The 12,069-nt window shown below is 72.6% G+C and carries 11 protein-coding genes; 5 read left to right on the top strand and 6 right to left on the bottom strand.

Annotated features, from left to right (window positions below; all coding sequences use genetic code 11):
- Positions 1-75: 75 nt before the first annotated feature.
- The 5 genes from ACVW07_RS00100 to ACVW07_RS00080 all read left to right on the top strand — a co-directional run bounded on the left by ACVW07_RS00100 (position 76) and on the right by ACVW07_RS00080 (position 4,763).
- Positions 76-999, top strand: coding sequence for an ABC transporter ATP-binding protein (locus ACVW07_RS00100; RefSeq protein ID WP_456817263.1), 924 nt, complete (start codon positions 76-78; stop codon positions 997-999).
- Positions 996-1,766, top strand: a complete 771-nt coding sequence (locus ACVW07_RS00095) for an ABC transporter permease (RefSeq protein ID WP_456817262.1) — start codon at positions 996-998, stop codon at positions 1,764-1,766. The genes ACVW07_RS00100 and ACVW07_RS00095 overlap by 4 nt, the downstream gene beginning before the upstream one ends.
- Positions 1,767-1,859: 93 nt before the next feature.
- Positions 1,860-2,843, top strand: a complete 984-nt coding sequence (locus ACVW07_RS00090; protein WP_456817261.1) for a COX15/CtaA family protein — start codon at positions 1,860-1,862, stop codon at positions 2,841-2,843.
- Between the two features lie 58 nt (positions 2,844-2,901).
- A complete protein-coding gene (locus ACVW07_RS00085; RefSeq protein WP_456817260.1) occupies positions 2,902-3,951 on the top strand; it encodes an ATP-binding cassette domain-containing protein in 1,050 nt (349 codons plus the stop codon).
- Complete coding sequence (locus ACVW07_RS00080; RefSeq protein ID WP_456817259.1) at positions 3,951-4,763, top strand: ABC transporter permease; 813 nt, start codon at positions 3,951-3,953, stop codon at positions 4,761-4,763. The genes ACVW07_RS00085 and ACVW07_RS00080 overlap by 1 nt, the downstream gene beginning before the upstream one ends.
- Positions 4,764-4,831: 68 nt before the next feature.
- On the opposite strand, the gene ACVW07_RS00075 is transcribed toward ACVW07_RS00080, so the two are convergent.
- The 6 genes from ACVW07_RS00075 to steA form a co-directional block, all read right to left on the bottom strand.
- Positions 4,832-5,449 (bottom strand): NUDIX domain-containing protein, encoded by a 618-nt coding sequence (locus ACVW07_RS00075; RefSeq protein ID WP_456817258.1) that lies wholly within the window; start codon positions 5,447-5,449, stop codon positions 4,832-4,834.
- Positions 5,449-7,116 carry a CTP synthase gene (locus tag ACVW07_RS00070; protein ID WP_456817257.1) on the bottom strand — a complete coding sequence of 556 codons (1,668 nt, stop codon included), beginning with the start codon at positions 7,114-7,116 and terminating at the stop codon, positions 5,449-5,451. Before ACVW07_RS00070 ends, ACVW07_RS00075 begins: the two co-directional genes overlap by 1 nt.
- An 84-nt stretch (positions 7,117-7,200) precedes the next feature.
- On the bottom strand, positions 7,201-8,874 hold the full coding sequence (murJ, locus tag ACVW07_RS00065; protein WP_456817256.1) for a murein biosynthesis integral membrane protein MurJ: 1,674 nt from the start codon (positions 8,872-8,874) through the stop codon (positions 7,201-7,203).
- On the bottom strand, positions 8,871-9,731 hold the full coding sequence (locus ACVW07_RS00060; RefSeq protein WP_456817255.1) for a hypothetical protein: 861 nt from the start codon (positions 9,729-9,731) through the stop codon (positions 8,871-8,873). The genes murJ and ACVW07_RS00060 overlap by 4 nt, the downstream gene beginning before the upstream one ends.
- 44 nt (positions 9,732-9,775) lie before the next feature.
- Positions 9,776-10,804, bottom strand: coding sequence for a copper transporter (locus ACVW07_RS00055; protein ID WP_456817254.1), 1,029 nt, complete (start codon positions 10,802-10,804; stop codon positions 9,776-9,778).
- A 76-nt stretch (positions 10,805-10,880) separates the two neighbouring features.
- Positions 10,881-12,068 (bottom strand): putative cytokinetic ring protein SteA, encoded by a 1,188-nt coding sequence (steA, locus tag ACVW07_RS00050; RefSeq protein WP_456817253.1) that lies wholly within the window; start codon positions 12,066-12,068, stop codon positions 10,881-10,883.
- Between the last annotated feature and the right edge of the window lies 1 nt (position 12,069).

Here is a 12,069-nt window from a genome sequence, read left to right as displayed (position 1 = left end):
CCGTCCGCATGACGACGGTCACACCCGCACGCTCACGTCCGGGCCCACGACAGCACGGTCCTAGACTTCGCTTCCGTGCCCGACTCCCCCGCGCTCGAGATCACCGGGCTCGTCAAGAGGTACGGCGACCGTGCTGTCGTCGACGGCCTCGACCTCGTCGCCCTGCGCGGACGGGTGACCGCCGTGCTGGGACCGAACGGCGCCGGCAAGACGACGACCATCGAGTGCTGCGAGGGCCTGCGCACCCCCGACGAGGGCACCGTGCGCGTCCTCGGGCTCGACCCGGCCACTGCCGCGCGCGAGCTGCGGCCGCGCGTGGGCGTGATGCTCCAGGACGGCGGGCTGCCCACGGGCGTGCGGGCGCAGGACATGCTCGCCCACGTCGCCCGCATGTACGCGGCCCCCCGGGACCTCGGCGAGCTCGCGGAACGGCTCGGGCTCACCTCGTTCGCGCGGACCACCGTCCGGCGCCTCTCGGGCGGCCAGCGCCAGCGCCTCGCGCTCGCCGCCGCGGTCGTCGGACGCCCTGAGGTCGTCGTGCTGGACGAGCCGAGCGCCGGGATGGACCCGCAGTCGCGGCGGGCCGTCTGGGACCTCGTGCGGGAGCTGCGCGACGACGGCGTCGCGGTGCTCCTCACCACGCACCTCATGGACGAGGCCGAGGATCTCGCGGACCACGTGGTGGTCGTCGACCACGGGCGTGTCGTCGCCCAGGGGTCGGTCGGCGTCCTGCTGGCGGCCGCGGACGACCACACGCTCCAGCTGCAGGCCTCCCCCGGGCTCGACACGCTCGCGCTCGGAGGCGCGCTGGGCGGCGGCCTGACCGTCGACGAACCCGTGTCCGGCACCTACGCGGTGAGCGGTCCGGTGACGCCCGGCACGCTCGCCGCCCTCACGGCGTGGCTCGCGGAGCACGACGAGCTCGCCACCCGCATCACCGTGGGGCGCCGCACCCTCGAGGACGTCTTCCTCGACCTGACCGGACGGGACCTACGATGACCGGCACCACGGCGACGCACGCGGGCGCGGCTCCCGCCTGGCGACGGGTGCTCGCCCAGACGTCGTTCGAGACGCGGGCCATCCTGCGCAACGGCGAGCAGCTGATGGTCACGGTGATCGTCCCCGTGCTGGTGCTCGTGGGCCTGACCCGTGCCACGTTCGTCGACCTCGACACGGCCGGCGAGTCGCGCATCGACTTCCTCACCCCCGGTGTGCTGGCCCTCGCCGTCATGACGTCCTCCTTCACGTCGCAGGCCATCGCCTCGTCGTTCGACCGACGCAACGGCGTGCTGCGGCTGCTCTCGACGACGCCGCTCGGCCGCGGTGGCCTGCTCGCGGGCAAGGTGCTCGGCGTCCTGGGCGTCGAGGTGGTCCAGATCGCCGTCGTCGGCGTGACGGCGGTGCTGCTCGGGTGGCGCCCGGACCCGGCCGGCCTCGCGCTCGCGCTCGTGGCCGTCGTGCTCGGCACCGCGGCCTTCACGTCGCTCGCGCTCCTGGTGGCGGGGACGCTGCGGGCGGAGGCGGTGCTCGCCGTGGCCAACCTCGCGCTCATCGTGCTGGCGGTCGCCGGTGGGGTGGTCGTCCCTGCGTCACGTCTGCCGGGCCCGCTCGAGCATGTCGCCCTCCTGCTGCCGTCGGGCGCGCTGGGCGAGGCCATGCGCGAGTCGCTCCTGCACGGCGTCCTGCCGCCCATGTCCGTGGTGGTCCTCGTCGCCTGGGCCGCCGCGCTCGGCTGGGCCGCCCGGACGCTGTTCCGCTGGCACTGAAGGGTGATCGCGCGAACGACCGAGCTCCCGATGTGACGAGCCTCGCCGCCGCCAGGGCCGGAGGAGACCCGACCGGACCGTAGGCTGGTCGGCGTGAGCTCGACGCGTGACCTCGACAACCCGTCGGCGACCGGGTCGGCTCTGTCCGCCCCGTCGGCATCCGACCGGTTCCGTGCGCGGTGGACGGGGACCGCCGTCGTCGCGAACCTCGTCGGACAGATCGCCATCGTCGTCACGGGCGGGGCCGTGCGGCTCACCGGCTCCGGCCTCGGCTGCTCGACCTGGCCCGAGTGCGAGCCCGGCGAGTTCACCCCTCAGCTCCACGAGGCAACCTCGCTGCACCCGTTCATCGAGTTCGGCAACCGGACGGTGAGCGGCCTGCTCGTCGTCGTCGCCCTGGTCGTCGCGGTGCTGGTGACGTCCGACCGGCGGCGCCCGTGGTCGTACCGCCGGCTCGGCATCGTCCCGGTCGCGGGCGTCCTGCTCCAGGCCGTCATCGGGGGCATCACCGTCCTGGTCGACCTCCACCCCGCGATCGTCGGCAGCCACCTGCTCATCTCCATGGCGCTCGTCGCGTTCTCGACGTGGCTGGTGGTGCGGACGCGCGAGGGCGACGGACCTGAGGTACCCGTGGTCGACCGCACGACGAGGACCCTCGCCCACGTCGTCGCCGCCCTGACGGCCGCCGTGCTGGTTCTCGGCGTCGTGGTCACCGGGGCCGGCCCGCACTCGGGCGACGACGAGGTGGGCTACCGGTTCGACGTCGATCCGTGGCTCGTGGCGAAGCTGCACGCGGCGTCCGTCTGGGCGTTCCTGGGCGTCCTCGTCGCCGTGCTGGTCCTGCTGCGTCGCCGGGGCGTGTCCGGGCCGCCTCGGTCGGCTGCGCTGACACTCCTCGCGGTGGCGCTGGGCCAGGGGCTCGTCGGGTACGTCCAGCTGTTCACGGGCCTGCCGATCGGCCTGGTCAACCTGCACATGCTGGGCGCCGCGCTGCTGGCGTCCGCCGTGACGTTCTTCCTCGGAAGCCTGCGCACACGTCCTGCTCTCGCCGCCGTCCACGCGGCGGCCGGTGCCTGAGACGTTCTGACCCGGTTTGCCCTGTCCCGATGTCGGTGCTCTCTCCTAGCCTCGACCCATGGCAGACGCGATCACCGCTCAGGGGCTCGTCAAGCACTACAAGAGCGTCACGGCCCTCGACGGGGTCGACCTCACCGTGCCGGCCGGCTCGGTGCTCGGTCTGCTCGGGCCCAACGGCGCCGGAAAGACGACGATCGTCCGCATCCTCACCACGCTGCTGAGACCGGACGGCGGTTCCGCGACGGTGGCGGGTGTCGACGTCCTCGCCAAGCCGCGGGACGTCCGGCGCCGGATCGGCCTGTCGGGGCAGTACGCCGCGGTCGACGAGTACCTCACCGGGTTCGAGAACCTCGACATGATCGGCCGGCTCTACCACCTCGGCGTGAAGCGATCCCGCGAGCGTGCACGCGAGCTGCTCGCCGCGTTCCGGCTGGAGGACGCTGCCGACCGCCCGTCCAAGACGTACTCAGGCGGGATGCGGCGCCGGCTCGACCTCGCGGGCGCCCTGGTCGCCGACCCGCCGATCATCTTCCTGGACGAGCCGACCACAGGCCTGGACCCACGCGGTCGCACCGAGATGTGGGACGTGATCCAGAACCTCGTCGCAGGGGGGACCACACTGCTCCTGACCACGCAGTACCTGGAGGAGGCCGACCTGCTGGCCGACGAGATCGTGGTCATCGACCACGGCAAGATCATCGCGCAGGGCACGGCGGACCAGCTCAAGCTTCAGGTCGGCGGCGAGCGGCTCGAGCTCACCGTGCGCGATCCGGCGCAGCTCCTGGACGCCCGGGACCTGCTCGAACCACTGGGGGTGGGCACGGCGAGCCTCGACGAAGGGAGGCGGACGTTGCTCATGCCGATCAGCGGGGGTGCGCAGGTCCTCACGCAGGCGCTGCGCGTCCTCGACGACGCAGGCATCGGGATCGACGACGTCGGCCTGCGCCGACCGACGCTCGACGACGTCTTCCTCTCGCTCACCGGCCGGTCCACGGAGGAGATGGGCGCGGAGCAGCCCGGTCCGGCGCAGCCGCCCCCGGTGGCTCCTGCGGCTGCCGGAGCTGCCCGCGCTGCGGCCGCCGACGGGCCTCTCGAGGGAGATGTGTGATGGCCGCGCCGACCGTGTTCTCCGACTCCTACGTCGTCGCCAAGCGGAACATCATCAAGATCAAGCGGGTGCCGGACCTGCTGGTCTTCACCACGCTGTCGCCGATCATGTTCGTCCTGCTGTTCGCGTACGTGTTCGGCGGCGCCATCGCCGTGCCCGGCGGAGCCGATCCCGCCGCGTACCGGGAGTTCCTCATGGCGGGGATCTTCGCCCAGACGGTCATCTTCGGCTCGACGATCACGGGCGCCGGCCTGGCGGAGGACGTCAAGAAGGGGATCATCGACCGGTTCCGGTCACTGCCGATGGCCCCGTCTGCCGTGCTCACCGGCAGGACGATCTCCGACGTCGCCAACAACGTCCTCGTGCTGGTCGTCATGTCTCTGACGGGGCTGCTCGTCGGCTGGGGCATCCACAGCTCGTTCGCGGAGGCGGCGCTCGGCTACCTGCTGCTGCTCGTCTTCGCCTACGCGATCTCGTGGATCATGGCCTGGCTCGGGATGCTGGTCCCGAGTCCCGAGGTGTTCAACAACGCCACGTTCATCGTGATCTTCCCGCTGACGTTCGTCGCCAACACGTTCGTCCCCCTGGAGACGCTTCCTGCGCCGCTGCAGACGTTCGCCGAGTGGAACCCGGTGTCCGCCGTCACGCAGGCGTCACGTGACCTCTTCGGCAACATCCCGCCCGAGGTCCCCACCCCCGACGCCTGGCCGCTGCAGCACGCTGAGCTCTACACGCTGATCTGGGCGGCGATCTTCATCCTCGTGTTCGTGCCGCTGGCCAACATGCAGTACCGCCGGTCGACGAGCCGCTGAGAACCCTGGGCGGCCTCGCCACTGCAGGGCGCGACGCCGGCGGGCGTGGTGGGTCGACGTCGGCCCGGTCAGGGCAGCCGGACCGGGCCGAGGGTGGCCCACCCGCGCGAACGGGCCGCTGCCGCGGCGAGCACGCCGGTGATCGCGCTGGGGCTGTGGAGGCGACCCGCGAGCACCGCCTCGACGGCCTCGTCCAGCGGCACCCAGGCCAGCACCATGCCGGCCTCCTCGTCGACCCGCGTGTACCGGTCCGAGTCCGCGACGGCCGACAGGTCACGGGCGAGGAACACGACGATGCGCTCGTCGGAGCCGCCGGGCGTCGTGAAGAACTCGACGAGCCGCGACCAGGAGCCGGCCACCAGGTCCGCCTCCTCGGCCAGCTCCCGTGCGGCGGCGGTCACGAGGTCCTCGCCCTCGACGTCCAGGAGGCCGGCCGGCAGCTCCCACAGCTCGTGGCGGACGGGGTGCCGGTACTGCGAGAGGAGGAGCACCCGGTCCTCGTCGTCGAGCGCCACCACCGCAACGGCACCGGGGTGGTCGACGTACTCGCGGAGCACCCGCGTGACGCCGAGGTCCACGACGTCCGACACGAGGTCCCACACCTTCCCGTGGTGGAGCACCTCGTGCGACACGACCGTGCGAGGTGCCGAGAGGTCGGCGACCTCGACCGGCGGGGTCTCCCCCATCAGAGGTCGTCGCGCTGTGCGAGTGCCGCGCCGACGAGCCCCGCGAACAGCGGGTGGGCCCGGGTCGGACGGGACTTGAACTCGGGGTGCGCCTGGGTCGCGACGAAGTACGGGTGCACCTCGCGCGGCAGCTCGACGAACTCCACGAGCGACGTGTCGGGCGACACGCCGGAGATGACCAGGCCCGCCGCCTCGAGCTTGTCGCGGTAGGAGTTGTTCACCTCGTAGCGGTGCCGGTGCCGCTCGGAGACCGTCTCGGACCCGTAGGTCTCGGCGACGATCGAGCCGGGCGTGAGCTTGGCCTCGTAGCCGCCGAGCCGCATCGTGCCGCCCAGGTCGCCGTCGCCGCCGACGATCGCGAGCTGCTCGGCCATCGTCGCGATGACCGGGTGAGCCGGGTCCTCGTCGAACTCGGACGACGATGCGCCCTCGAGGCCGAGGATCGTGCGCGAGTACTCGATGACCATGCACTGCAGACCCAGGCAGATCCCGAGTGTCGGCACCTTGTTCTCGCGGGCCCAGCGCAGCGCACCGAGCTTGCCCTCGATGCCGCGCACGCCGAAGCCACCGGGCACCAGGACCGCATCGACGCCCTCGAGCGCGAGGCGCGCGCCCTCGGCGGTCTGGCAGTCGTCGGACGTGACCCAGCGGATGACGACCCGGGTGTCGTGGTGGAAGCCGCCGGCCCGCAGCGCCTCGGTGACCGACAGGTAGGCGTCCGGCAGGTCGATGTACTTGCCGACCAGTGCGACCTCCACCTGGTGCGCCGGCTTGTGCACCCGGTGCAGCAGCTCGTCCCACCCGGACCAGTCCACGTCCCGGAACGGCAGGCCGAGACGCTGCACCACGTAGGCGTCGAGACCCTCGGAGTGCAGCACGCGCGGGATGTCGTAGATGCTCGGGGCGTCCTTGGCGGTGACGACGCCCTCGACGTCCACGTCGCAGAACAGGGCGATCTTCCGCTTGGTGCCTTCCGGGACGTCGCGGTCCGCGCGCAACACGATCGCGTCCGGCTGGATACCGATGCTGCGCAGGGCGGCGACCGAGTGCTGCGTCGGCTTCGTCTTGAGCTCCCCCGACGGGCCGATGTACGGGAGGAGCGAGACATGGAGGAAGAACACGTTGGACCGGCCGAGGTCGTGCCGCACCTGGCGTGCCGCCTCGAGGAACGGCTGGGACTCGATGTCACCGACCGTGCCGCCGATCTCGGTGATGATGACGTCGACGTCCTCACCCGCCTGCGACCGCATGCGCTCCTTGATCTCATCCGTGATGTGCGGGATGACCTGCACCGTGTCGCCGAGGTACTCGCCGCGACGCTCCTTGGCGATGACCTGCGAGTAGACCTGGCCGGTGGTCACGTTCGCGGAGCCGACGAGGTCGACGTCCAGGAACCGCTCGTAGTGGCCGACGTCGAGGTCGGTCTCCGCGCCGTCCTCGGTGACGAACACCTCGCCGTGCTGGAACGGGTTCATGGTCCCCGGGTCCACGTTGAGGTACGGGTCGAGCTTCTGCATCGTGACCTTGAGGCCGCGGGACCGCAGGAGACGGCCCAGGCTGCTCGCCGTGAGGCCCTTGCCGAGTGAGGAGGCGACGCCTCCGGTGACGAAGATGTGCCGGGTCGTGGATTCCGACCGCCCGGAGAGTCGATGCGCGCGCTCTGTCACGGGGTTCCAGCCTACCCGACCCGGTACGGTCGTCGGACGGATCGGTGGGGCGAGTCCCGACAGGTCCCCGCTCGGACGGACTCGTCAGTCCGTCGGGTCGGGGACCGACGGCACGGGCTGCCCGGCGGGAGCCGGGTCCCGCTCGATCCGCAGGAAGCCCGTCACCGTGCCCCGGTCGAGGAGCGCGATCCCGGCACCGACCACCACGACTGCCACGAGCGCCCCGCCGGCCGCCGCCGCGATGGCGGACCAAAGATTCTCGCCGACCAGCGCGCCCACCGTGTCGACCACCCAGCGCCCCACGAAGGCGCCGACGACGCCTGCGAGGACGACCACGACCAGCGATCGGCCCAGCCCTCGCAACGCCTCCGGCCCGGCGGCGCGGCGCAGCCCGACCACCGCCCCGGTGCCGCCGACGAGCATCCCGGCCGAGCTCGCCACGGCCAGCGCGACGAGCGTCCGACCGGTGGCGTCTCCGTCGGGGACGAGCCAGGCGGCGGCGACGACCGACGCGACGGCCGACGTGCCCCAGCCCGCCACGTTGGCGGTGATGGCGAGACGTCCACGCTCCAGGGCGTACAGCGCCCGGGACCCGTGGAACATCACCGCGAAACCGACGAGCCCCGGCAGCAGGAGCGTGATCGTCGGCGCCATCGCGGCCACCGACTCCGGGTGACGCCCGATCGAGCCGAACACGTCGGCAATCGCCGGCGCCGCCGCGGCGACAGCCGCCGCACCGACGCCCGCCGCCACGACCACGGCCCGGGTGGTGGCGGACGCCATGGCCGCGAACTCGGCATGACGGCCGGCCGCGGCCCGTGCGGCGAGCCGGGGGAAGGTCGACGTGGCCAGCGGCACGACCAGCACGGCGTACGGCAGCAGGTACACCTGCTGCGAGTAGAGGTACACGGTGAACGTGCCGTGGCCGCCCTTCCAGGACGAGACGAGCACCACGACGAGCGTCGCGACCTGCTGCGCGACCACGGAACCGACCCCGGCGAACGCCAGCGACGCGAGCCGCCGTCCGATCCCCGGCGCGAACCGAAGCGTGGGGCGCAGCCGGACCCCGAGCCGGTGCACAGGGACGAACATCGGCAGGCACATCGCGGCCACGCCGAGCGTGGTGCCCCACGCGAGCAGAGCGAGCGGCCCATGGCCGACCGCCGTCGGGTCGTTCGGCTCGCCGTCGGCGAGCACCCCATACACCGCGTACGTCCCGATCACCACGATCGACGACATGACCGGGGCGAACGCCGGCCAGAAGAAGCGTCTGTGCGCCTGGAGCACGGCGTAGAGCAGGACCGCGACCCCGTACAGCGGGATCTGGGCCGCGAACACCACGATGAAGAACTGCAGCAGGTCGCGGTGCGCCGCGTCGGCCTGGCCGGGCCAGACGTCGGCGATCAACCCGCTCGCGGCGGCGAGCGCGGCCGCGAGCGGGACGAGGACGACCAGCGTCCAGCCCAGCGCCGCTGACGCGATGCCGTCGACGTCCTTGCGCAGCCCCCGGGAGACCGGGAGTGCGAGCAGGGGGATGAGCGCCCCCGCGAGCGCACCGCCGGCAGCGGCCTCGAAGAGGATGTTCGGCAGCAGGTTGGCGCTGTTGTAGGTGTCGCTGATGCTCCCGGCGCCGCCGAAGGCACGGGCCTGGACCAGATAGCGGGTGAAGCCGAGGAGGCGGCTCAGCACCGTGATCGCCGCGATCATCGCGGCGGCACCCCCGAGGCCGCCGACGAGGCGGCGCACCGCTGGGCTCACGCCGCGCCGGTCGACGACGTGGTCGGCGCAGGAGAGGTGTGCGCCGACCGCCGGCCGAGGGCGTCGAGCTCCCGCAGCACCGGCGTGCGCTCGATCACGCGCGTGAAGCTCACCTTCTCGCTCGCGACGGTCAGGCCGACCACGAGACCGAGGGCGACGAGCCGCACGCGGCGCGACGCACCGAGGACGAGCGCCGCGCCGAGAGCCGCACCGAGCGCGTTGGCACCACCGTCGCCGAGCATGTCCGTCTCCGCGAGATCCCGGTCGAACGCCGCCCCGGCGGCGCCCAGGACGGCGGCTGCCGGACCTGCGCCCGCGCCGCCGCCGAACGTCAGCGGGCCGGCGACGAGAGTCGCGGCCTTGAGCGCCCGCCCGGGCCGCAGGTCGAGCAGGTTGACGAGGTTGGCGCTCGCAGCGATGAGCGCCCCGGAGGTCGTGACGTCGAGCACGTACGCGGCGCACGACGCCGACCCGCGCAGTCTGTCCCGGGCCGGGATCGCCAGCGCGGCGGCGACGAGAGCGCCCGCCCCGATGCCGAGCACCTTGAGGCCGCCGGTCGTGACCTCGCCGCGGGCCATCGCGCCGAGGTGACCCCGAAGGCCCTTGCGCTTGGCGTCGGCGTCCTCCGCGAGGTCGTCCACGATCCCGAACGCCGCACCCGCGGCCGTCGCGACCCCGACGGCCGCGGCCGCACGGGTGCTCGACGCACCGATCACGGAGCCCACGAGCAATCCCGCGGCGACGGCAGGCCCCTCCAGCATGCTCACGGGCTCCCCGCGGTGGTTGGTGCGGGTCCAGCGCGCCTGTCCACCCGGTGCCCGTGCGTCGAGGGCACCGCGCGCGACACGCGTCGTCATGCAGGCGACCACGGCAGCGGCGACCCCCCGGAACCGGTGCACGCTCACCCCTGCGTCTCGCCCGCAGGCGGCACGAGCGCGCTCTGCGGGGTGCGGTCGACGGGGGGCAGGGTGACCGGCTCAGGCATCACCGTCAGCCCGTCGCCGAACCCGTAGTGGCCGTTCACGCCGCCGATGCGTGCCGCGAGGGCGAGCGGCACCGAGACCTGGCCCGGGACCTCCTCGGCCTCCGACACCGTCGTGAGCGTGGAGGCCAGCTCGTCGTCGGCCAGGACCGCCTCGGTGAGGCTGCCCTGGACGAGCGGGCCGTCGGCCAGCACGGCGCCCTCCGTCAGCTTCTGGGCTGCGCTCAGCACCCCGAGCTGCGCGTCGACCAGCACCTGGACGTCGGCTGCGGTGGTGGGCGACGGTGCGCCCGAGTCCTCGTCCCGGACGGGAGCGAGCACCACGATCGCGTCGGCGGGCACCTCGACCGGGTCCTGCAGCGTCACGAGCGGGGAGTCGCCGCCGCTGAGCACCTCGAGCATGCTCGACGCGTCCAGGGTGAGGGTGTCCGGCGCCGCCGGGTCCGCTCCGGAGAGTCCTTGGACGAGGGCGTAGGTGAGGTCGGTCTGCGCGCCCTCGTCCTCGTCGGGGACAGGGTCCAGCAGCGTCAAGATGTTGCCGACGAGCGCCTGGCGGTAGCTCGCCACGTCGGGGTCGGTCCACGACTCGGTGAGCGTCACGTGGGCGGTGACGGTGGCACCCGCCTGGGCGAGCCGGTCGTCGAGGGCCTTGCTGCGGTCGTCGTCCACGGGCCCCAGGGCGACCACGGCGACACGACGGGCGGTCAGGGCGCCACCGAGCAGCTGCGGAGCGGCCGCGTCGACGTAGGCCGTCGTGTCCGCGAGGTCGCCGGCCGACTCGTCGAGCTCGGTGCGCAGCGCGTCCTTCTCCGCGCGCAGCTGCTCCACCTGGCCGGTGAGGGTGTCGCCGATCGTCTCCTTCAGCGGCCCGGCGCCCAGCGCGATGCCGACGGCCAGAGCAAGGAACACGGAGATGAGCGAGACGATGTGGTACCTGAAGTCGATCACGGTGCGAGGTCTCCGTCGGGGGATGCGCCGCTCGGCGCCAGGAACACGGGCGTGGGGCGGGGGTCGAGCAGAGGGCTCACGGTGTCGCTCCGAACAGCTCGCGGACCCACGACGTCATGTCGTCGACGCGGGCGCCCAGGAGGCCGAGAAGCGTCTGTCCGGCGGCGGTGGACGCGAGGGCGACGCCGAGGGCCAGGAGGCCGGCGAGCACCAGCAGGATCAGCTGCACGTTCGAGATCCGGTGCTTGTAGAGGCGGGACACACCCTTGGCGTCGATCAGCTTGCCGCCCACACGCAAGCGCGTGAGGAACGTGCTGGCCATGCCGGAACGTCCCTTGTCGAGGAACTCGACGAGCGTCGCGTGCGTGCCGACGGCGACGATCAGCTCGGCGCCCTTGTCGTCCGCCAGGAGCATGGCCACGTCCTCGCTGGTGCCCGTCGCGGGGAACACCACGTGCTTGACGCCGAGCTGCTCCACGCGGGCGAGACCCGGCGCGCGCCCGTCGCGGTAGGCGTGCACCACGACTTCCGCGCCGCACATCAGGGACCGGTCGGACACCGAGTCCATGTCACCGACGATCAGGTCCGGCTTCCAGCCCGCGTCGAGGATCGCGTCCGCGCCACCGTCGACCCCGATCAGCACCGGCCGGTACTCACGGATGTACGGCCGCAGCGTGACGAGGTCCTCCTTGTAGTGGTACCCGCGGACCACGATGAGGACCTGGCGACCCTCGATCGGTGTGCTGATGTCCGGCACACCCACGCCGTCGAGCAGCAGGTCCCGCTCCCGGCGGAGGTAGTCCATGGTGTTCGCGGCGAACGACTCGAGCTGCACCGACAGGCCGGCCCGGGCCTCCTCCATCGCGGCTGCGACGGTGACCGCGGTCTGCTCGACACCCTCGGAGACGAGCGTCTCACCGTCGTAGACGGACGCCCCGACCACGCGCAGCCGGTGCCCCTCGGTGATCGCCATGACGTCGGTGCCGAGGTCGTCGACCAGCGGGACGCCGGCGGCCACGAGGATCTCCGGACCCAGGTTCGGGTAGCGACCCGACGTGGACCGCGCGGCGTTGAGGACCGCCGCCGGCTGGCACGCGACCAGCGCCTCCGCCGACACCCGGTCCAGGTCGAGGTGGTCGATGACGGCGACGTCTCCCGGGCGGAGCCGCTTCGTCAGCGCCTTGGTGCGGGGGTCGACGCGGGCTGGTCCGGCGACGACACCGGATTCGGGCAGGGGTGTGCGTCTACGCAGGGAGGCTCTCATC

Source organism: Cellulomonas sp. URHB0016, from assembly GCF_054057935.1.
The sequence above is the reverse complement of the archived record's forward strand: the minus strand, read 5'-3'. Positions and strand labels throughout refer to the sequence as shown.